Annotated in this window: 16 protein-coding genes; 14 read left to right on the plus strand and 2 right to left on the minus strand. The window is 47.0% G+C overall.

Features of this window, described 5'->3' with window-relative positions:
- Positions 1–7: 7 nt before the first annotated feature.
- The 3 genes from GC102_RS37525 to GC102_RS37535 all read left to right on the plus strand — a co-directional run bounded on the left by GC102_RS37525 (position 8) and on the right by GC102_RS37535 (position 5,620).
- Positions 8–964: a spermine/spermidine synthase domain-containing protein gene (locus GC102_RS37525; RefSeq protein WP_312883500.1), complete on the plus strand. Its 957-nt coding sequence runs from the start codon at positions 8–10 to the stop codon at positions 962–964.
- 107 nt (positions 965–1,071) lie between these two features.
- Positions 1,072–4,515 carry a methionine synthase gene (gene metH, locus GC102_RS37530; protein WP_171694034.1) on the plus strand — a complete coding sequence of 1,148 codons (3,444 nt, stop codon included), beginning with the start codon at positions 1,072–1,074 and terminating at the stop codon, positions 4,513–4,515.
- Between the two features lie 178 nt (positions 4,516–4,693).
- On the plus strand, positions 4,694–5,620 hold the full coding sequence (locus tag GC102_RS37535; protein ID WP_171694035.1) for a reverse transcriptase domain-containing protein: 927 nt from the start codon (positions 4,694–4,696) through the stop codon (positions 5,618–5,620).
- 121 nt (positions 5,621–5,741) lie between these two features.
- On the opposite strand, the gene GC102_RS37540 is transcribed toward GC102_RS37535, so the two are convergent.
- Positions 5,742–6,608, minus strand: a complete 867-nt coding sequence (locus GC102_RS37540) for a class I SAM-dependent methyltransferase (protein WP_171694036.1) — start codon at positions 6,606–6,608, stop codon at positions 5,742–5,744.
- A 2-nt stretch (positions 6,609–6,610) separates the two neighbouring features.
- Entirely contained in the window at positions 6,611–7,996 is a 1,386-nt protein-coding gene (locus tag GC102_RS37545; RefSeq protein ID WP_171694037.1) for an MFS transporter, read from the minus strand.
- 113 nt (positions 7,997–8,109) lie between these two features.
- Between GC102_RS37545 and GC102_RS37550 the strand changes: the two genes are divergently transcribed.
- From GC102_RS37550 to GC102_RS37600, 11 genes are all read left to right on the plus strand, one after another.
- Positions 8,110–8,997, plus strand: coding sequence for a LysR family transcriptional regulator (locus tag GC102_RS37550; protein WP_171694038.1), 888 nt, complete (start codon positions 8,110–8,112; stop codon positions 8,995–8,997).
- A 157-nt stretch (positions 8,998–9,154) separates the two neighbouring features.
- The gene (trxB, locus tag GC102_RS37555) at positions 9,155–10,105 is read left to right on the plus strand and encodes a thioredoxin-disulfide reductase (RefSeq protein WP_171694039.1); all 951 of its coding nucleotides are present in this window, start codon (positions 9,155–9,157) and stop codon (positions 10,103–10,105) included.
- Positions 10,106–10,153: 48 nt separating this feature from the next.
- A complete protein-coding gene (ytxJ, locus tag GC102_RS37560) occupies positions 10,154–10,492 on the plus strand; it encodes a bacillithiol system redox-active protein YtxJ (protein WP_171694040.1) in 339 nt (112 codons plus the stop codon).
- A 228-nt stretch (positions 10,493–10,720) separates the two neighbouring features.
- A complete protein-coding gene (locus tag GC102_RS37565; protein ID WP_171694041.1) occupies positions 10,721–12,073 on the plus strand; it encodes an ABC transporter substrate-binding protein in 1,353 nt (450 codons plus the stop codon).
- Between the two features lie 144 nt (positions 12,074–12,217).
- A complete protein-coding gene (locus tag GC102_RS37570; RefSeq protein WP_246321351.1) occupies positions 12,218–13,972 on the plus strand; it encodes a sensor histidine kinase in 1,755 nt (584 codons plus the stop codon).
- An 8-nt stretch (positions 13,973–13,980) separates the two neighbouring features.
- Positions 13,981–15,600, plus strand: coding sequence for a response regulator transcription factor (locus GC102_RS37575; RefSeq protein ID WP_171694043.1), 1,620 nt, complete (start codon positions 13,981–13,983; stop codon positions 15,598–15,600).
- A 338-nt stretch (positions 15,601–15,938) separates the two neighbouring features.
- The gene (locus GC102_RS37580) at positions 15,939–17,786 is read left to right on the plus strand and encodes a GH32 C-terminal domain-containing protein (RefSeq protein ID WP_171694044.1); all 1,848 of its coding nucleotides are present in this window, start codon (positions 15,939–15,941) and stop codon (positions 17,784–17,786) included.
- Positions 17,787–17,811: 25 nt separating this feature from the next.
- Entirely contained in the window at positions 17,812–18,729 is a 918-nt protein-coding gene (locus tag GC102_RS37585) for a carbohydrate ABC transporter permease (protein WP_171694045.1), read from the plus strand.
- Positions 18,730–18,746: 17 nt separating this feature from the next.
- Complete coding sequence (locus tag GC102_RS37590; protein WP_171694046.1) at positions 18,747–19,583, plus strand: carbohydrate ABC transporter permease; 837 nt, start codon at positions 18,747–18,749, stop codon at positions 19,581–19,583.
- A 39-nt stretch (positions 19,584–19,622) separates the two neighbouring features.
- Positions 19,623–20,594 (plus strand): PfkB family carbohydrate kinase, encoded by a 972-nt coding sequence (locus GC102_RS37595; protein WP_171694047.1) that lies wholly within the window; start codon positions 19,623–19,625, stop codon positions 20,592–20,594.
- A 26-nt stretch (positions 20,595–20,620) separates the two neighbouring features.
- On the plus strand, positions 20,621–22,126 hold the full coding sequence (locus tag GC102_RS37600) for a glycoside hydrolase family 32 protein (protein WP_171694048.1): 1,506 nt from the start codon (positions 20,621–20,623) through the stop codon (positions 22,124–22,126).
- Positions 22,127–22,217 lie beyond the last annotated feature (91 nt).

Here is a 22,217-nt window from a genome sequence, read left to right on the forward strand (position 1 = left end):
GATAATCGTGATTTATAAAAAAGCGCAGATTATATCGAATAATAAAATCAATATGTCACTTATAAAAGCAAGAGTTGCGTCACTTCGGGATTATGTATCAGAGGATGATGAGCCAGATGGGAAGTATCGCATTTTGCGCCGAATTAAGACGCGCTATCAGCGAATCGCGGTGGTCAAGCAAGCCAATGGCAAAGTGCTGATCTATGGAGATGGCTATGTGATGTTCGGCACGACGGAGGATGACAACATGTGGGCCGAATCGATGGTCCATATACCAATGGCCTTTGCCAAGAAAAAGCAGAACATTCTGATGATCGGTGGCGGCGGAGGAATTACAACGCGTGAAGTTCTCCGTTATCGAGATGTAAAGGCGATCACCGTCGTTGACATCGACTCCGTCATGATGCAGTTAGGCAAGAATTTGAAGCCGTTGGTGAAGTTCAATAGAGGGTCTTTGAGAAATCCTAAGGTGCGAACGGTCATTCAGGATGGTAGGGCGTTCGTGGTGAAGAGCCAGAAGAAGTGGGATGTCATCATCATCGACGTTCCAGAACCTAGCTATAAATCTCTTGCGCTCGGCCGTCTCTACAGCAGAGAGTTTTACAGTCTCCTGAAAAAGCGCTTGGCACCAGGGGGAGTCATTACCATCGCGAGCTCCTTGATGTCAGAGATGCCAGAATTCGTCTGGAGTATAATGGCAACGCTCAAAGCATCCGGTTTTTATGTAGTGCCCTATCATTTCGATGTCATGAAGAGATATGGGGAGGACTGGGGATTCTGCGTAGCGGCAACCAGACCGATATCGTTCTCAAGTATGAAGATTTCGCTTCCAACACGCTATCTGACCTCAGCAAGACTGAAGAGTATGTTCCACATCCCTAGCAAGTATTTACGAAAGTGGGGTAAGAGGAAAATCCAGACAGATAACAACCGAGTGCTGGCTAGCATCCATGAACGACACTGATATCTATTTCATCCCTGGAAAATCGAGTCCCCGTTGTAATTTGCTAATCTTTTTTGCAAATTAAAGCGGGGATGTGCTTTATATATCAAGTGAAGGGAAGATTAACCATGCAAAAACCATCGATTCAAGAACAAATGCGAAAGAAGATTCTGATCCTGGATGGCGCCATGGGGACAATGATTCAGCAGGCGAATCTAACAGCCGATGATTTTGGCGGGGAAGAACTGGATGGATGTAATGAGGTGCTCGTCCTAACGCGTCCGGATATTATTCGGAACATCCATGAAGCTTATTTGGCTGCGGGTTCCGACATGATAGAAACGAACACCTTCGGTGCGACGACAGTCGTACTCGCAGAATATGCTCTCCAACATAAATCGAGAGAAATTAATGTCGCAGCTGCGAAACTGGCCATTCAAGCGGCAGAGAAATATTCAACATTGGAATGGCCTCGTTACGTGGCAGGGGCTCTGGGGCCAACGACCAAGACGCTCTCTGTCACAGGAGGCGTGACCTTCGAACAGTTGGAAGAAAGCTATTGCGATCAGGCGGCAGCCTTGATTGAATGCGGCGTTGATGCGCTGTTAATCGAGACTTCACAGGATACGCTCAATGTGAAAGCGGCCAGTATCGGCATACGAAGAGCCTTCGAACAGCTCGGTGCCCAGCTGCCCATTATGATATCAGGAACGATCGAACCCATGGGGACAACGCTGGCAGGTCAAAATATCGAATCGTTCTACATTTCTCTGGAACATTTAAAACCGATCTCCATTGGTCTGAACTGTGCGACAGGCCCGGAGTTTATGCGTGATCATATTCGCACGTTAGCGCAAATAGCCGATTCGGCGATCAGTTGTTACCCGAATGCCGGTTTGCCCGATGAGAACGGACATTACCATGAATCGCCGGAGTCATTGGCTAAGAAGATGGCCGGTTTTGCCGAGCAAGGCTGGCTTAACATTGCCGGAGGCTGCTGCGGAACGACACCTGCTCATATTCGCGTCTTAGCAGAGACAATGAGTCAGTATTCTCCTCGTCAAAACTATGGCATTCATCCCGCTGCGGTGTCGGGGATCGAGACCGTTTATATCGAAGATGAGAATCGTCCGATCATGGTCGGCGAGAGAACGAACATTTCCGGTTCCAGAAAGTTCAAACGATTAATCAAAGAAGGAAAGTTCGAGGAAGGCTCGGAAATCGCCAGAGCACAAGTGAAGAATGGTGCGCACGTCATAGATATCAATTTACAGGATACCGATATTGACGAGGCTTATGCGATGGAGCATTTTCTACAGGAAGTGGTCAAGAAAGTAAAAGCACCGCTCATGATCGACTCCACCTATGATCACATCATTGAGCTTGGTTTGAAATATTCGCAAGGCAAAGCGATCATCAACTCGATTAATCTGGAGGATAGCGAAGCCAAGTTCGCTGCTATTGTGCCTTTGATCCATAAATACGGGGCAGCCGTCGTCATGATCCTCATCGATGAACGAGGTCAAGCCGTATCCAGACAAGCTAAGATCGAGGTCGCGGAGCGGGCCTATGACTTGTTGACTCATAAATATGGTTTGGAACCGCATGATATTATTTTTGACCCGAACATGTTCCCCGTCGGTTCTGGCGATCCGCAGTATCTCGGTTCCGCTGTGGAAACGATCGAAGGAATTAAACTTATTAAAGCCAAATATCCGGCATGTAAGACGATTCTCGGTCTTAGCAATATTTCCTTTGGCCTCCCTGATGCAGGCCGGGAAGTGCTGAACTCCGTTTACTTGTACCATTGCACCAAGGCTGGACTCGACTACGCCATCGTGAACACCGAGAAACTGGAGCGCTACGCTTCGATTCCGGAGGAAGAGCGCCGACTTGCTGAGAATCTAATCTATCATACGAACGACGAGACGTTGGCCGAGTTTGTCACACATTTTCGGGTGAAAAAGCTAGAGAAGAAAGAAAAAATATCGAACCTCTCACTGGAAGACCGCCTCGGTTCCTATGTCATCGAAGGGACGAAGGAAGGACTCTTTCCTGATCTGGAAGAAGCACTGAAGATACAGGCTCCGCTTGAAGTCATCAACGGTCCGTTGATGAAAGGAATGGCTGAAGTTGGACGATTGTTTAATAACAACGAGCTAATTGTAGCCGAGGTTCTGCGAAGTGCAGAAGTCATGAAGGCGTCCGTATCCTATCTGGAGCCTTTTATGGAGAAGGATCAGTCTGCGCTTAAGGGGAAAATCATTCTCGCAACGGTGAAAGGTGACGTTCACGATATCGGTAAAAATCTCGTAGAGATCATTCTCTCCAATAATGGATACAAGATTGTGAACTTAGGCATCAAAGTTCCGCCAGAGCAGATCATTGAAGCTTTTCGAAGAGAACAGCCCGATGCCATCGGATTATCCGGTCTGCTCGTTAAATCGGCACAGCAGATGGTTATTACCGCACAGGATTTGCGGGACGCAGGCATCAAGGTGCCGATACTGGTCGGAGGCGCTGCGCTGACCCGCAAATTCACGAAGACGCGCATTGCTCCGGAATATGAAGGGTTGGTTTTGTATGCCAAGGATGCGATGGACGGACTGGACATTGCTAACCGGTTAAGCGATCCTGAGCAGAAGAAGCGGCTCATTCAAGAGCTGAGGGAGAGCAAGGAATCGAATGTCATGGAATCCGGTAAAAAGGAAGATCTACTGCCGAAGTTGACGCGGGTTCATGCCTCTACGATTTCGAAGGACGTTCCGGTTCAAGTGCCGCCAGATATAAAGAGGCACATCATGCGAGATTATCCAATCGGCCATATTATGCCCTATGTGAACATGCAGATGCTGCTTGGCCATCATCTAGGCTTGAAAGGCAAAGTAGATCGGCTCTTAGAAGAGAAGGATGCTAAAGCTTTAGAGCTGAAAGATACCGTGGATGCTATTCTGAATGATGCTCAGAAAAAAGGGATTATTCAAGCTCACGGGATGTATCGCTTTTTCCCAGCGCAATCTAACGGCAACGATGTCATTGTCTATGATCCGGATGATCTAAGTAAAGCACTACACACATTTACCTTTCCAAGGCAGGAGACTGAGCCTTACTATTGCTTGGCAGATTACTTGAAATCGGTGGAAAGCGGCCAAATGGACTATATGGGCTTCCTGCTCGTCACTGCTGGACATGGGATCAACGAGCTTGCCAAGGCGTGGCGCGAAAAAGGGGATTATCTCAAGTCGCATGCGCTGCAGGCTACTGCACTTGAGGTTGCAGAAGGCTTCGCAGAGCGAATTCATCATATCATGCGTGATGTGTGGGGAATTGCAGATAGCCCTCAGATGACGATGCAGGAGCGCTTTGGAGCGAAATATATCGGTCAGCGTTTCTCCTTCGGTTATCCTGCTTGTCCGAACCTGGAAGATCAGGCGCCGCTCTTCGCTCTGCTGAAGCCGGCGGATATCGGTGTAGAACTAACGGAGTCGTTCATGATGGAGCCGGAGGCTGCGGTCTCGGCCATTGTCTTTGCGCATCCCGAAGCACGTTACTTTAACGTCGACAAGGTGTGAGATTCATAACTTGGGGATAGATAGCTTATGTCTGCTTTTTATTTTCCCAGGAAATTTTGCTTATCACGATAGCTGAGATTGCAGCCCAATTAGGTGGGTTGCCACACAGTCAAAACAAACACTAAAACATATGATGTTAACACTTAACACAACGTATTGAACTAAAAGGAGTGTTGGTGTGAAGAGAGTTAGACGATTTGTAATACCACCCAAAAAATTTTTGGAGGCGTTCAAGCAATCCAAGAAAACCAAAGTAGTAGGAGTAGATGGTCAGACAATCCAAGATTTTAAACGGAATCGAACGAAACTTTTAAATGAACAGCGGGAGCAATTGACATCCGGCAAGTATTGGCCATCTCCTGTTCGCAGGGTCTTCATCCGCAAGAAGAAAGGCCGATTAAGAGCAATAGGGATTCCAACAGTGAGAGATTTTATAGTACAGACTATCCTGAAGAATGAATTGTCTCCCAAATTGGAAGTTCTTTTTCATCCGAATTCTTATGGCTATAAGCAAAAACCGGAAGCACGTAAAGAAGCCTTAGGAATGGCTAAGAAGCGGTGTTTACGTTATGACTGGGCACTTGTGCTAGATGTTAAAAAATTTGGTGATAACATCGATCATCGGTTACTTATGAATATGTTAAAAAAACACATTCGGAATGAATGGGTATTGCTATACACACACCGTACGATGAAAGCACCTGAACAAACGAGATCCGGGAAATTAATCGAAAAAAAGAAAGGACTCGCACAAGGCAATAAATTAAACTTTTTACTGGGCAACTTTTATTTGCACCATATTTTTGACGTGTGGATGCAAAAGAATCATCCCAAAATTCCGTTTGAACGTTATACCGACGACATAATCTGTCATTTTAAAAGTGAATCCTCCGCAAAAGCATTCCTGTCCCAGATCCAACAAAGATTGAAGAATTATAAGCTTATCGCCCACCCAGAAAAAACTAAAATTGTTTATTGCAAGGATGCTAAACGCAAAGGAAACTATTCGAACGTCTCTTTTGAATATTTAGGTTCCACTTTTCAATCCCGTAGAATGAAATCCCCAACTGGAAAATATATCGTTCGTTTTATTCCTAAGTTATGAAATGAAACTCATTAGGCAATTTGGCGAATAAACATCTAGAGGAGCTGCTTTGAAGCGGCTCCTTTTTGATTTCGTTGAAGTAAGAATGATCTTAACGGGTTTCAATCTGAATCCCACCAATCTATAAAGACACTAGAATATGGCCAAAGCGAGTCGCCGTCCGAATCGGCACCGCATCCGGATACGTTTCGGCTATATAGCTTTGTACCTTTTGTTTCGTGTCGGCATGAATGGGGATACGGAAACCGGGCAGCAATTGCATGATGTATGCAAGCGCCTCCTCAGGCGCCATCGTATCCTCCCGCTTTTCTTCGAACACGCGAAAGTCGAATTGATATTGACGGGCATAGAGCAGATTCAACATGTAGACGATATCCAAACGCATGGCAGGCTGTTCCCCGCCCATCAGCAGCGGCCACAACTCGCGGATGAGGTTGTGCTCTCGTTTGCCGGCAAATGTACTCAAAAAGCAATACTTTCGGGCGCACTTTAGCGCTTTTTCGAGATATTCCCAGCTGCTGATGGCTGGGATCATGGAGGCGAATACAAGATCAAAGGCTTGGTTCCAGCCTTCGTGATCGACATTGATGTCTTCCCATAATGCCTCGACTGCTTCGATGGCAACGCCGTGGCTGTGAGCATGTTGGTGCAGCAGTTCGATCATGGACGAAGAAGGTTCAACAGCCGTCACCTGAGCGGAACGTAGGGCAAAGGGAACGGCAAAAGCTCCCGGGCCGGAACCGATGTCCAGTACCTTGGCGTCCTCAAAACGTACGCCGAGCTGATCCAGCCACCCAATGACTTGCTCTGTCCGTCTTTTACCCGCATTTCCGAGGGCATTCCCGGCAAAGGATTGAGCTCGGGAGTCCCACATTGAGATGGCTTGATCTCCGTGTTGCTTATGCGCTTGTTGCCAGGCTTGATCCCACGAGGACCAATCCTTAATGTTGAAAGTTGTCATGACACTCACCTCTTTATTTGTTTGCATTTCTACGACACTTCCAATTGCCCTGACTCCCGGCGTCGGCGACTCATGAATACCAAGGACAATGCAATTACCGTGAGGATAACCGCAAGCACTCGAAATCCCCCGAAGCTGAAGCTACCTCCCATTACGATGCCTATCAACAAGGAAGAGAGAATGGTTCCCAGGTATCTGGATGTATTAAATAATCCGGATGCTACACCGATTATTTCTTTTGGAGAACTGTTGAACAAAGCCGCTTGCATACCGACATTGTTTAGCCCATTGCTAATACCGAAGGCAGCCAAAGCCAAACAGACACTGATAACCGGTGAAGTTTGATTCAATGTCACGAGCCACACCGAACCTAGTGTCATCAGTATTGCCGACGCGAGCAATGCCGGCCTGGGTCCTGATTTATCGATCCATCGGCCTGCTATTGGAGAAGTAACGAGTGAGCACAAGCCTAAGCTTAGCATGAGAATCCCTGTTTGGAACTCGCTGACATGACGTACCATTTGCAAGTAGGACGGAAGCCCGAAAAAGAGCGAGTAAAAAAGTACGTTAACGAGCATGAATTCAACATTGACCCAAGTCATCGCAGGATATTTGGCGAATGTGCGCAAAGGAATAAAGGGTGACTTCGCTTTTAACTCATGTCGTACGAAAGCCCCCAGCGCAACTAGGCCTATCAGCCCGACGATAACATTACTTAATGAGATTTGCCCAGATGATTTTGCTGAGAGTAAGGAGGCGAGCAGGGCAACCAGTCCCACTGTGAAGAGTAGGATCCCTGACGCATCAATCAAATCAAACCATTTACGTAAGGACATGCCCCGTACAACGGATGTTGGCGCTACGTCCTTAGGAATATGCCTCCAAGCCAATATAAAGCTCGCTACCACGAACGGAATATTGACGAAAAAGATAGCAGGCCAGCTCCACCAGTGAATCAAAACCCCGCCAATAAAGGGTCCAATTGCTGCCGCTCCGGATAGGAATATGGATAAGACAGACAGCGCAGTCGCTTGTTTCTCCGTAATATGAATTCGCACAATGGCCATGCCAACCCCAACCATCATGCTTGTTCCGATGGATTGCACAATGCGGAACACGATGAGCCACCCAAAGTTTGGAGATATTGGAGCTAATAAGGATGCAACGAAAGCTACAACAAGCCCCGTAAGAAATATCTTCCTGCGACCGAATAAATCGCTGGCTTTTCCCATGACAGGTTGAGCGATGCTACTTGCAATGTAGAAAGAAAAAATAATCCAGGAAACAACTGTAAAGTCAAGTTGGAACACATTTTGCAGCCTTGGAATAGCAACTGAAACCATGGAAGAATTTAATGGGTTCAATAGTATCCCAAGGCCAACGGAAATCATCAACCACCTGCTGCGAGCATTCATTTCTGTCACCCTCCAAATTGTATTGATGTCATCGTACTTGAAATCGATTATTTATTCCAACGCATTTTATGTTATGATTTCATTGATTTGAAGGAATGAATGGAGGGTGCGAAATGGAACTTCTTCAACTGCAATATTTTCTCACGGTAGCTCGATTGGAACATGTGACCGAAGCTGCACGAAGTCTACACGTTACTCAATCCTCACTAAGCAAAACGATTCAACGCTTGGAGGAGGATTTAGGGGTCCCTCTATTCGATCGAACTGGGAGGAAGCTGCGATTGAATGAGTTCGGAAGTAGATTCCTTCGCCGTGCAGAAAGGGCGTTGTTTGAATTGGAGCAGGGGAAGCAGGAGATTAGCGATTTATTCAGTCCGGAACATGGCACACTCGAATTGGCGGTGACCACCGCAAGCACGTTGCCAAGTATCCTTCGAGAGTTTCGGAAAAAGCGGCCAGATATCCAATTTCATGTGCAAATGCTAACCATGAAGGAAATGGTTACGCTTCTTCATAGAGGAGAGGTCGATTACTGCTTGTCCTCACCTCCTATACAAGGGGATGACATTGAATTTCAAATCGTGTTCATCGACCCGATCCTTGTAGCTGTTCCAAAGGGGCATCGACTGGCAGACCGAAGCAGCGTATCCCTGACAGAACTAAGGGATGAATGGTTTGTTGGTGTAAAGAGAGGCTACGGTACTCGCGATCTAGTAGACTCTATATGCAAATCGGTTGGATTTGTACCTAAATATGTGTACGAGGGAGATGAACCTGCAAGGCTAATCTCTCTTGTGGAAGCAGAAATTGGCATAGCCTTCATACCAAGCACGGCAAGGTCTTCACTGGAACATATCAAATATCTCCAAGTAGAGAATCACGAATTGGTAAGGGAGATCGCTTTATTATGGCACAGGAGTCGGTACATTTCGCGGGCTGCTCTGGAATTCCGTGAGGTCGTTGTAGAATATTTTACGGCGATATCCAAACAGACAATTTAATCATGCTGCACCACGAATCCTTCGGTAGATACTGAAGGATTTTTTGATTTGCTCAATAATGGCGTTCCCTCAATTCGGTGTTTACCAAGTATTGACAAGGAAACGAATACGATTTATTATTCAATTGAATACTTGAATATAGGTGAGGGAGACAACAATGACATATAAATCGATCATTATCGGAACAGGGCCGTCCGGTTTGACGGCGGCGATCTATTTGGCGCGGGCTAACTTGAACCCGCTGGTAATTGAAGGACCGGAGCCGGGCGGGCAGCTGACAACGACGACGGAAGTAGAGAATTTTCCCGGATTTCCAGAAGGAATCACGGGTCCGGAACTGATGGACAACATGCGCAAGCAGGCGGAACGCTTCGGCGCAGAGTTTCGCAATGGCTGGGTAAACGAACTCGATTTGTCGCAAAGACCGTTTAAGCTGAAGGTGGAAGGCGTCGGAGAGCTGACGGCGGAGACGCTGATCATTTCCACCGGGGCATCGGCCAGATTGCTCGGTATTCCGCACGAGAAGGAAAGCATCGGCCGCGGCGTAAGTACCTGTGCAACTTGCGACGGTTTCTTCTACCGCGGCAAGAAAATTATCGTTGCTGGCGGCGGCGACTCTGCCATGGAAGAAGCGAATTTCCTGACGCGCTTCGCCGCGGAAGTTCGCGTTGTACACCGCCGTAGCGAGTTGCGCGCCTCGAAAATCATGCAGGAGCGCGCCCGCAGCAACAGTAAAATTACATGGAGCTTGGACAAGACGCCGCTCGAGGTCGTCTCCGATAACAATGGTGTGACCGGGCTGAAGGTGAAAGATAATGCGACCGGTGCTGAGGAAGTCATCGAGACTGACGGTATTTTCGTAGCGATTGGCCATAAACCAAACACGGGCTTTTTGAATGGCCAACTGGATATCGACGAACTTGGGTACATCGTTGTGACTGCTGGAAGTTCCGAAACGATTGTTCCCGGCGTATTCGCCTGCGGGGACGTGCAGGACCACAAGTATCGCCAAGCCATAACGGCTGCAGGCAGCGGATGTATGGCTGCAATCGACTGCGAGAAGTTCCTGGAGTACGAGGCGGTACATGAGAGAAGCCAGTCAATGTAACGGTACTAACCATCTATTTTATGAGAAAGAAAAGGAGTGACTTTATCCATGCAATGGAAAGAAATTACGACGTTGGACGAATGGAAAGATGTGTTGGAGCAATCGGCTGAACTGGGGCAAGTTGTTTTCAAACATAGCACTACATGTCCGGTTAGCGCTAACGCGCTGAATGAATTCAAGCAGTACTTAGCGGGTAATCCGAACAGGGATGTTGATTATTTGTTGATAAAGGTCATTGAAGCCCGTCCTGTTTCCAATCAGATTGCCGAAGATCTGGGAGTTAAGCACGAATCACCGCAAATTATCTATGTGAAAAATAAAGCGAAATACTGGACTGCATCCCATTGGGCGATTACGAACGAGCATATGACAGCGGTGTTAAACTAAAGCAAAATTCATGAAAATGAAGGAAGAAGTTAGAACAGGTAGGGTGCGCTGTAATTTTGGCGCACCCTTTTAATGTTCAAGAAAGCTCGTTACGCACTTGTACAATAACCAGAATCATGATAATTTTATAAGTTCTAAGCAGAGAATATTGAATTTAATATCCCGGCCCCTTTGATATGATGATGACAAGAACAACAACAACAGATAAATGAAAGGGGCATTCACATTTTGAAAAAACTAAGTCAAACAGTAGTAAGCGCTCTCGTTGTCGGTGGTTTATTGGCGGGATGTTCAACGCAAAGTGATGGCGGAAATACGTCGTCAGCAGTACCCAACCAAACGGATAATGCTGTTAAAAAAGAAGAGAAAGTAAAGCTTACGTTCTGGAGAAACTCGGGGAACGATACGGAGAACGCAGCTTATGACAAGCTTGTTGCTTCCTTCATGCAAAAGTATCCGAACATCTCTGTAGAAATGACACCGATTCCATATTCGGATTATGATACGAAATTACGAGTATCCATCGCTTCGGGTAGCCCGCCGGATATTATGGCGTTAGATGCTCCTACGGTCGGTTCTTACGCAAATGCTGGTGCTCTGAAGCCATTAACCACATACTTCAAGACGGACGGGAATATCGATGATGTTCCTAAATCAACACTTGCGACCTATACGTATCAAAATGAAATTTACATGTCGCCATTAACGGAATCCTCGATTGCCATGTTCTATAACAAAAAGATGTTTCAAGCGAAGGGTATTCCGCTTCCTTCCAAAAATCCGGATGAGCCGTGGACATGGGATCAGGTGCTCGATGCTGCGAAGAAAATCAATGATCCAACGAGTGGCATCTTTGGTATAGATCCTGCGCAGGGCTTCGGCAATGCGGGTGCTACGGCTTACTTCAAGTATCCGATCATTTGGCAGCTTGGCGGGGAGATTATGAGTCCTGACGGTAAAACGTCGAAAGGTTTTTTGGATTCACCGCAAACGAAGAAGGCCGTTCAATTCTTCTCAGATCTGTATAACAAAGATAAAGTATCTGCTCTGGAGTATCCGCCGGATCCATTCCCGAACGGTAAATTGGGTATTACGATTGATGGCTCCTGGTCTCTGGCGAATCTGAAAGAGAAATTCCCGAATTTCAAGCTGGGCGAAGACTATGACATTGCTCCTCTGCCTAAGGGGACTGCACAAGCGGTAGCGAATGGCAGCTGGGCGCTGGGCATCTCATCGAAGAGCAAGCATCCGGATGAAGCTTGGAAGTTCGTTAACTGGGTAACTGGTGAGGAAGGACAAAAGACGTATGCCGGAATGACCAAAGATATTCCATCCCGTTACTCTTCAGCGAAGACTTTCCCGGAATTGAATGAGTATCCGAAGAACATTTTCGTCATCCAAAATCAGAAGTATGGCAGACCGCGTCCGATTACGCCGATCTTCCCGCAAATGTCTGATGCTGTGAATAAAATGTTTGAGGATGTCACCATTGGCAAACGGAATATTGATGCATCCATTGCAGAAGCCATCACGACGATTGATAAGGCTTATGCGGATGTGCAGGCTCAGCAGAAAAAGTAGGGTTGTGAAGTTCATAGAGACGAATCATTTCGATGATCGTCTCTTTGTCGTTGTTTCCCTAGAAGGTTGACGTGTATGATTAAAGGTGTGATGACTGGATAAGAAACGGGGGATTTCATGTTTTTTTCATTGAGGAGCCGTCTGATGGCTGTTTTCTCTATATTGCTAATCCTCCCTTTTGCCGCACTCGCTTATATCCTTAGTGAGGAAGCGACGAAAACGATTAAGGCGTCGATTGAATCTTCAACCGCTCAAACCATCGAACAATTTGCTTCGCATGTCGTGACTTTGCTTACTCAGGTTGAAGATACGGGCAATCAGGTCGTGAGCAGTCGAACGACGCAGGAATGGCTAACGGTTCATTTGAATCCGGATAATACGATTCAGGAGAGAGTGCTTACGAAGCAGAGATTGCGGGAGTATTTTTCTTCGTATGCCGTTAACAACTCTAATGGCATATCGATCAGCGCTTTTGCCGAGGATGCCGGAGGATTGTGGACGCAAGATAGAACCTATAAAAATAGCGAGTGGTTTACGGCATTTATGACAGAGGGCAAGCGCTGGACGACAGCGCATAAAGATATCGATCAATCGGACGAATTCATGAGAGCAAGATCGATTAACAGCTTTCTTTTTCCACTGGTACAGCTGCAATCGTTAAAGAATGTCGGGTTTATTAAAGTCAATTACCCCACAACCTTGCTTCGAAATGCGATTGAGAAGATTCGGGTCGGGAAGACTGGGAAAGTGATTTTGCTAACGAGTGAAGGCAATAGTGTGCTGGATCAAAATATTTCAGAACATCGGGACATTCTAAGGAATGGTCTTGAGCAAATCGATAAACGATTCGAGGAGGAGATTAGCGGGATTTTCCCTATTAAGGATAAAGGGAGTACGAATCTGCTTTTTTTTCGCAAATTGCCTGCTCAAAATTGGACCATTGTAGGCACCGTTCCCGAAGGAGAATTGTATGAGAAAATCACTCATATCAGGCAAACGATGCTTTTGGTTACCGCCCTTTTGCTTATTCTCGCTATGCTAACGGCCTTCTGGTTGTCCGCAGGTATTACCAAACCGCTTAGTGTGATGGGCAAAGCGATGAAGCATGTGCAGCGCGGCGAATTTAATCAGGCTCTGCATGTGATGCCGAGAGTCAGGGAAGGACATAGTGAAGTCGGCTATGTGACGGGGGTTTTCGAGCAAATGACGCATAGGTTGAGATATTTGATCGAAACCGAATTCGAAACGAATTTACGTAGAAAGAATGCTGAATATAAGGCGCTGCTGCTGCAAATTAACCCGCATTTCTATAATAATACGCTTGAAATTATTAGCGGTCTCGCTGCCATGAAGCGGGAAGACTTAGTGATGGACGCCACCGAGGCATTAGGCAAAATGATGAGGTATTCGCTGAACATGAACAGCGATCTGGTCCGAGTAGCTGAGGAAATGAGCTATATTCGGGACTATTTGTTCATTCTCCATTTGAGACATGAAGAGCGATTGCAAGTCGTGATCGAGGAAGATCCCGCGGCAGATGATGTCTTGATTGCCAAGTTCATTATTCAGCCCCTTGTTGAAAATGCAGTGAAGTATAGTCTGGAGAAGGCCGGCGTCGCACAGGTTACATTGCGGACTCTGGTACAAGACGAAAGACTGCTGATCTGCGTCAAAGATAACGGAATTGGCATGTCCTCCGAGTTGGTACAAGATTTACTGGCAGAGATTAAGACAGGTGATTCCGTTGCTATTCTTAGCAGCGAGGGGCAAAGCATCGGACTTCGCAATGTGTTATCGAGATGTCGGTTGAATTATGGGGAGCAATTTCACTTAGGCTTACAATCCAGGTTGGGCGAAGGGACAGAATTGACCTTATACCTTCCTCTGTTAAGGAGCTGACAACATAGATGTACAGAATTATGCTGATTGATGACGAAGTCGGTGTACGAAACAGTATTAAAGCCAAAATCGATTGGAAATCCGCCGGATTCCAAATTGAATTCGAAGCAGCTAATGGTCTGGAGGCCATGCAGATTCTTAGTGAGCAGCCGCTGCCCGATGTTGTGATTACGGATGTCCGAATGCCGCAAATGGACGGTATAGCGTTCATCAAAGCTAGTAAGGAGAAGTTCCCCCATCTTCGTATCATCGTACTTTCGGGCTACTCGGATTTTGAATATATGAAGGCAGCCATTCAGTTGGGTGTGAAAGATTATTTATTAAAGCCTGTGGTTCGCAGCGAATTAACGGCACTACTTGCCAAACTGTCCGAAGAATTGGAAGATGACCGCAATCGAATACGTGAACAGGATCAAGAGGAAATGAAGAATCACCAACAGCTTCAGCTGATGCAGGAACAATTAATTTGGCAGCTGGTGAAGGATGAATGGTTTAGTGTATCAACCGTGAAAGAACGGATGCAGCAATTACAGCTGTCTTCTTTGACCATAGATGATGTACATGCGCAGTTTGTGACGGTAGAGATGAGAATTCCACAAGGACGTTTGGACGATTGGAGTGAGCGGAAAGACTTACTCTATCTGGCATTCCAAATGCTTTGCCGGGAGTCTGCTGAAAATTGGGAGCAAGTGTATCCCTTTTATTCCATTAGTCATCCTGCCATGATGCATTTTCTGATTCTTATTCAAGATCCTGTGTATCATGGTCGTTTCATGGATGACTTCGTGCGCAAGCTCAAGCGGAATATCAAAAGCTACCTGAGAGTTGAGAGTGTAGTCGGCATAGGCGAGTCCATCACCGGGCTGAGGCAGTTGAAGGATGGTTATGCATCGAGCATGCTGGCATGGAGTCAAGGCACGATCCAATCAGTCAAGGCTGAGCCGAACCGAAATATGCTGGCAATGACACATGCGTTTTCACCGGAAGTAGAGAGAAAGCTGATGCAAACCATTGAAAATCTGGATATGCCTGCATTTACTAAGCAGCTGCATACCATTTTCTCCGCTGATCGAGACACGCCGATGTTTGTATTTACCTTTTTGACGCTTCGGATTATTTTACTGTTTAATGCGATAGCCAAGAAGTTCGAACTCGGTGACGCATCGCTGCAAAGCTATCTATGGAACTGTCAGATGACGGTGAGAGACTATTCCTCAAGGGAGCAAGTGCTGGAGCAGCTTCATGAAATGGCGCAATTGGTGATGAATGAAGTGAGGAAAACGAGGTTCTCCAGCGGTCAGCAGATGATCGAAGCGATTCGCAATTATGTGGATGAGAACTTCTCCTACGAGCTCACGCTGGCTTCTCTTGCAGACATGTTTCATCTTAACGAGACCTACTTGTCCGGCTTGTTTAAGACGAGCGTGGGCATTACTTTTAGTGATTACGTCACGAAATTGCGTCTAAGTAAGGCCACGGTGCTGCTGGAAGAAAATGAACTGAAGCTAACGGATATTGCTACGCTGGTTGGCTATTCCAGTTCGAGTTATTTTAGCACCGCTTTTAAAAAATATTACGGCAAAGGACCTAAGGAGTATCGGGAAGAACTACTAAGTAAAAAGGTGTAGTAGCTTGCATATGCAGATTTGAAATAGGGCTGTTCCAAAAGGTCAATGACCTTGAGGGTAGCCCTATATCCATTTGCCGGGGAGAGCTAGCTACTCTGAGAAATAAGAGTCTTTGGGAGCTTCTATTTGCGCAGAAAGTGGCTAATAGAGCGGAATAAGAGCCTTTAGAGGCTCTTATTTGTCGTTGGTTATGGTGGAATGCTAGCTACTTGGAAGTGTTTTAACTGCTGCTGCAAATAAAATTGAAAGGCAACTCCCGATGATTTTGAAATCTTTCTTCGTGCGGACTCGGTACAATTACCATACAGAAATGATGGCGACATGCACAAGGAGGAAGTATGCGGAAGAAATTAGGGTTATGGGCAGTTGGTACTGCCACGGTCGTACTTCTAGGATTGGGGGTGGCTGTTCTGGTTAAAGGAGATGACAGATCGTCGGATGCAGCAGATAGCTCAGCTTTTACGTATGTGAGTGATCCGAATTATTATACAGAAAAGTTCCGTCCACAGTATCACTTATCACCGGAATCCGGGAATATGAGTGATCCGAATGGGATGGTCTATTTTGAAGGTGAGTATCACCAATTTTATCAAAACAGCGGCCAATGGGGACATGCGGTAAGTAAGGATCTCATCCACTGGGAGCATCTTCCAGTAGCTCTGGCTCGGGATTCACTAGGAGAGATTTGGTCTGGGAGCGCTGTGGTAGATAGCAAGGATACGAGCGGATTTTTTGGCGGCAAAGCGGGCTTGGTCGCGATTTTCACCCATTTCAAAGGCGGCGTTCAGTCGCAAAGCATTGCCTACAGTGCGGATAAAGGCCGGACATGGACCAAATATGAAGGAAACCCGGTGATTCCGAATCAGGGCTTGAAGGATTTTCGAGATCCGAAGGTCATCTGGCATGAGCCTACACGTTCTTGGGTGATGGTTGTGTCTGTCGATAACCGTGTTCGCTTCTATACATCACCCGACCTCAAATCATGGAAGATGACCAGCGAATTCGGGAGTGATCAAGGCTCGCACGCGGCCGTATGGGAATGTCCGGACTTATTCGAGCTGCCGCTGGAGGGCTCCAAAGCAAAGAAGTGGGTACTGGCGGTAAGTATAGGCAGTAACAACACGACGAAAGGATCCGCAGCGCAATACTTCGTCGGTACGTTCGACGGGCTAACGTTCAAGAATGATAATAAGCCATCTGACGTGCTATGGACGGATTATGGCAAAGACTTCTATGCCGCTGTGTCCTATTCGGATATCCCGTCCAAAGATGGACGCCGCATCTGGCTGGGCTGGATGTCTAATTGGCGTTATCCGTTCGCGATGCCGACGGGCAGCTGGAAGGGGAACATGTCCATCCCACGCGAGCTTAGGCTGAGGAATATCCCTGATCAAGGATTGAGGCTGATTCAGGAGCCTGTGAAAGAACTCCAGACTTTGCGTGGTAAAGAAGTTGCCCTGTCCAAGCAGGAACTGACTGCAGGACATAATCCGTTTGAGGCCATCAAAGGAACATCTTATGAGATGGTTACCGAACTATCTGTTCAGCCGAATTCGAAATTAGCGTTCAAGCTAAGAAAAGGGAGCGACCAAGAAACGAGCGTCAGCTACGATGCCAAGACGGAGCAGCTGACGGTAGATCGAACACACTCAGGCATCACCTCGTTCGAGAAGGGTTTCGCTGAGAAAGTTTCGGTACCGCTGAAGCTGAAGGATGGCAAGCTTAAACTCCGATTTTTCGTAGATGAATCTAGTCTTGAGGTATTTGCGAACGATGGTGAGGTTGTCGTCTCCAGCCTGATATTCCCAGATCCGACGAGTAACCGACTGGAGCTAAAGGCCTTGGAAGGCAGCGTCACGCTGGACGATGCTCATTTTTATCCGATGCAAACGGTATGGCGGAATGAGGATGTGAATGCCGTAAAGCCGCAGCGGATTGTGTTAAGTAAGAGCACGCTCGATGTTCCAGTGAATGGCAGTCAGCAGGTTGAAGCTTCGGTCATTCCTTTAAGCGCTCCGCAGTTGTTGAAGTGGCAGTCTAGTAGCGATGCGATAGCAACAGTTTCAGCTGTTGACGGAGGAGCTTTGGTGAAGGGCGTTCAGGCCGGACAGGCGGAGATCAAGGCGATTAGCCCAGATGGCAGTGTGGTTTCGAGCTTTAAGGTTTTTGTTTACGATACAAATTGACAGAAGTGGAATGGAGAGATGAACCATGGATACTGCGATACAAACAGTGATAGAAACCAAAAAAAAATCGCAAAGCTTCCGAAGGCATGAGCAAGCCACTGCATTCTGGTTTATTTTCCCGGCGATAGCCTTATTGCTTGTCTTTGTGTTCTACCCAATGCTGCAAGCCTTCATCATCAGCTTTAAAAACTATTCGCTAGTAGGCGCAGGCGATGTATTTGTCGGCATGGATAATTATGTGCATTTGATGAAGGACCGCGCCTTCTTTAACAGTCTGAAGCATTCATTTTATTTTGCGATTATCGTGATTCCGATTCAAACGAGCGTTGCTCTGGGGTTAGCGTTATTGATCCAGAAGAAAACGGCGGCGGCAGGTCTGTTCCGAACGCTTTATTTTATCCCGGTTATCATTTCGACTGCGGTGGCTGCAACGGTATTTAAGCTGATTTACAACAAAGAGTTTGGGCTCTTGAACAGTGTTCTCAAGGCTCTGCACCTGCCGGTTACAAGCTTTCTATCCGACCCAGACACGGCGATGAATGGCATTATTGTGCTCGGGATCTGGAAAGGCGCCGGATTTTTCATGATCATCTTCCTCGCAGGTTTGAACAATATTTCTCCTGATCTGTACGAAGCTGCTAGAGTGGATGGCGCATCTAGGATTCAGCAGTTTTTCAAAATTACACTTCCGCTGTTGAATCGGACCATGGCCTTCGTTGTCATTATGACCACGATAGATGCTATCAAGCTGTCAGGGCTCGTCTTCGTAATGACAAATGGAGGGCCTAACAGCTCGACGGAGACGGTTGTTTTCTATATCTATAAGCAGGCTTTTACGCAAATGAGAATGGGGTATGCGACAGCGGCAGCTTTTGTGCTCTTTGCGATCGTGTTGACCATTTCACTTATCCAAATGAAGCTGTTTAGCAAAGACGCTGATTAAAGAAGAGGGGAATCGCCATGAAGAGGATAACCAACATCGTAAGAATGACCATCATGATTGTGATCGCTCTGATTTCAGTCGCTCCGATCCTATGGATGGTCGCCGGCTCGTTTCGTCCGTACCAGGAGCTTTTTAAATATACGTCTCTGAATATTCATCTTCTGATCCCTGTGGAATGGACGGGACGTAATTTTCATAATGTTATTTTCAATGCGCGCAATCCGTTTCTTCGTTATATCTGGAATACTTTGTTCGTGGCTTCGATCGTAACCGCGCTTGTGCTTATCATTAATTCAATGGCTGCATTTGCATTTGCGAAACTCAAGTTTCGCTTTAAAACAGTGGCGTTCGCCTTATTTATGTCAGCGATGATTATACCGGGTGAAGTTACGCTCGTGCCGAACTACTTGCTCATGCATGATCTGGGCTGGCTTAATTCTTATAAAGCGCTGATCGTACCTTCGATGTTGTCCGTGTTCGGCATCTTTATGCTGCGGCAATTTTTCGCAGAGGTCCCGAACGAAATGATGGAAGCGGCACGCATAGATGGAGCTAGCCTACCGCGCACTTTCGTATCCATCGTGCTTCCGGCAGCCGTTCCCGCATTAATTACACTCGGCCTGATGACATTCCTAGGCAATTGGGATTCCTATCTATGGCCGCTCATTGTTATCAATGATCAGAAGATGCAAATGATCCAAGTCGGTATTTCCACGTTTTCCTCTAACGAAGGGACGGATTGGTCCAAAGTATTAGCGGCGAACACGTTATCAACAGTGCCGATTCTGCTGCTGTTCTTATTTTTACAGCGCTACTATATTCAGGGGATCACGATGTCAGGTATTAAGGGTTGATCCGAGGAGTTTGCATAATGAAGAGAAAGGAAGCTTAAGATGAACTATGATGCAGTTGCACTAGGGGAATACTTGATTGATTTTACACCTCTAGGTTTATCAGACGCCGGACAGCCTGTGTTTGAGCGCAATCCGGGAGGAGCTCCCGTGAACGTTGTGGCCGCTATGGCTAAGCTCGGCATGAAGACCGGGTTCATTGGGAAGGTGGGAAATGATCCCTTTGGTAGGTATTTGCGGCAAGCCTTGCAACAGCAGGGTGTATCAGATCTTGGGCTTATCGCATCTGACGAGGCCCATACGACAATGGCCTTCATACATTTGGATTCGCAAGGCGAGAGGTCCTTTCATTTCTCACGAAAGCCCGGTGCTGACCAGCTGTTGAGAGAGGATGAGGTGAATCTGGCCATGCTGGAGGGAACGCGGATTTTTCACTTTGGATCGATTTCGATGACAGTGGAACCCTCCTACACGGCTACGATCAAGTCTGTGCAGAAAGCTAAGGAGAAAGGTGCGCTTATTTCATATGATCCCAACTGGCGTCCTTCTTTGTGGGAGGACGAACAGCATGCTAAGGAGGCTATTCATGCGGGCTTGAGATTGGCTGACCTCGTGAAAGTATCTGAAGAAGAGATCATTTTCTTGACAGGGCAGCAGGATATAGAGATTGCGTCCAAACAGTTGATGGAGCGGTATTCCATTGGGCTGCTATTAGTAACAGCGGGACCCAAAGGCTCATTTTATCGAATGAAGGATTGGTGGGGGAAGGTTGATAGCTATTCTGTTCATGCCGTTGATACAACGGGTGCAGGGGATGGCTTTCTTGGGGCTTTTCTACATGAAGTGTTAAAGCTGGGGAAACCTTTACACGCTTGGAGTGAAGATGAACTATGCAGCGCTTTGAGATTTGCGAATGCAGCGGGTGCTTTAGCGACGACTCGGAAAGGTGCCATTCCTTCCCTTGGAACAATAGAAGAAATTCATACGTTAATCCGAACAGGAAATGTGCAATAAGAGATTAGGAATGAGGGTGAGATAGAATGAGTGATCAAGGAGACAAAGAACTAAACAGGGTTCACGAGGAACGAGTCGATCTAGCAAATAAGGCGTTGGAGCAAGCTTCTGCAGCAGTGGCGGAGGGGAACTACAGGCTTTACTATCATTTGATGCCTCCAGCGGGCTGGATGAATGATCCGAATGGCCTGATTTATTATAAAGGGGAGTATCATGCCTTTTATCAGCACAATCCTTATGAGCCAAAGAATGGGCCGATGCACTGGGGTCATGCCAAAAGTAAAGACTTGGTGAACTGGGAGCATCTGCCTGTAGCGTTGGCGCCATCGGAAATTTACGATAGGGGAGAAACCGGTGGATATGGTTGCTGGTCTGGCAGTGCTGTGGACGATAACGGCGTGCTGACGTTGATCTACACGGGGCATGTCGATGGACGCACACCCACTGAGGTTCAGTGCATTGCGACAAGCACAGATGGGGTTACTTTCAACAAAGCAGCGTATAACCCGGTTATTGCTGGCGCACCAGAGGAAGGTGGCTTCGGATTTCGGGATCCAAAGGTTTGGCAGCATGATGGTGTATGGTACATGGTTATTGGATACGGGAAAGACGGCTTGGGTAAAGCACTGCTGTATAAATCTCCTGATCTGCGGGATTGGAGCTATATCGGAGTCGCAGCTGAAAGCGATGGCACGATGGGGGATATGTGGGAGTGCCCAGATTTGTTTCCATTAGGGAGTGGTGATGATCATGTGCTTGTCATTTCCCCTATGAATATGGGAACGACCAAGACGATGTATCTAACCGGAAAGTTTAGCTATGAGACCGGGTTATTCGACTACCGTTATGCGGAACGGCTGGACTATGGCTTTGATTTCTATGCTCCGCAAACGTTCCTGGACGGACAGGGAAGGCGTATTCTCATTGGCTGGATGAATATTTGGGGCGCTCAAATGCCGGAGCAGGAGCATGGCTGGATGGGGGCTTTTACCCTGCCTCGCGAGCTGAAACTTTCAGAGGACGGAACGCTGCGGATAGAGCCTGTGGAGGAATTGAGAGCCATGCGCGGGACTCATCACCGTGTCAGCAATCTGTCTATCTGTGCGGGTACGGAAGTACCTTTGCCAGAAATTCATGGGGATGCGCTTGAACTTATCGCTGTTTTTAACACGAATCAATCAGCTAGCGATGTTGAGTTCGGTTTGCTGCTTCGCTGTTCAGAAGATGGTTCCGAGTACACGGAAGTGAGCTATTCGGCTGCTGACCGGAAGCTTAGCGTGGATCGTAATCACTCTGGTACAGGCGAAACGGGTGTGAGTGAAGTAAACCTGAGTCCACTGGAGGACGGCCGCATTAAGCTGCACATATTCATTGATCGCTCTTCTGTTGAGCTGTTTGCTAATAACGGGCTGAAAACCGTAACGAACCGCATTTACCCCAAACCTGACAGTCTGGGAATCAAGCTGTTTGCCAGGAATGGAGAAGCATTTCTGGAAAGCTTGGACACATGGAAGTTAACAACGGAAGGGTAAGCAGGTCATCGATTGTAAGATTAGCGCGAGGAAGCGCTTTTCTTTTCCCTCAATATAAAAGCGCTTACAATTCTCGTGAATTAAAATTAGG

The sequence above is a fragment of the Paenibacillus germinis genome, assembly GCF_013141785.1.
In the GTDB taxonomy this organism is placed as follows: domain Bacteria; phylum Bacillota; class Bacilli; order Paenibacillales; family NBRC-103111; genus Paenibacillus_E; species Paenibacillus_E phytorum.

What these genes read in the sequence shown, in the direction of transcription:
- metH (WP_171694034.1), top strand. Translation starts at nt 1,072, where the DNA reads ATGCAAAAACCATCGATTCAAGAACAAATGCGAAAGAAGATTCTGATC.
- GC102_RS37540 (WP_171694036.1), bottom strand. Translation starts at nt 6,608, where the DNA reads ATGCAAACAAATAAAGAGGTGAGTGTCATGACAACTTTCAACATTAAG.
- GC102_RS37545 (WP_171694037.1), bottom strand. Translation starts at nt 7,996, where the DNA reads ATGAATGCTCGCAGCAGGTGGTTGATGATTTCCGTTGGCCTTGGGATA.
- GC102_RS37550 (WP_171694038.1), top strand. Translation starts at nt 8,110, where the DNA reads ATGGAACTTCTTCAACTGCAATATTTTCTCACGGTAGCTCGATTGGAA.
- trxB (WP_171694039.1), top strand. Translation starts at nt 9,155, where the DNA reads ATGACATATAAATCGATCATTATCGGAACAGGGCCGTCCGGTTTGACG.
- ytxJ (WP_171694040.1), top strand. Translation starts at nt 10,154, where the DNA reads ATGCAATGGAAAGAAATTACGACGTTGGACGAATGGAAAGATGTGTTG.
- GC102_RS37570 (WP_246321351.1), top strand. Translation starts at nt 12,218, where the DNA reads ATGGCTGTTTTCTCTATATTGCTAATCCTCCCTTTTGCCGCACTCGCT.
- GC102_RS37575 (WP_171694043.1), top strand. Translation starts at nt 13,981, where the DNA reads ATGTACAGAATTATGCTGATTGATGACGAAGTCGGTGTACGAAACAGT.
- GC102_RS37580 (WP_171694044.1), top strand. Translation starts at nt 15,939, where the DNA reads ATGCGGAAGAAATTAGGGTTATGGGCAGTTGGTACTGCCACGGTCGTA.
- GC102_RS37585 (WP_171694045.1), top strand. Translation starts at nt 17,812, where the DNA reads ATGGATACTGCGATACAAACAGTGATAGAAACCAAAAAAAAATCGCAA.
- GC102_RS37590 (WP_171694046.1), top strand. Translation starts at nt 18,747, where the DNA reads ATGAAGAGGATAACCAACATCGTAAGAATGACCATCATGATTGTGATC.
- GC102_RS37595 (WP_171694047.1), top strand. Translation starts at nt 19,623, where the DNA reads ATGAACTATGATGCAGTTGCACTAGGGGAATACTTGATTGATTTTACA.
- GC102_RS37600 (WP_171694048.1), top strand. Translation starts at nt 20,621, where the DNA reads ATGAGTGATCAAGGAGACAAAGAACTAAACAGGGTTCACGAGGAACGA.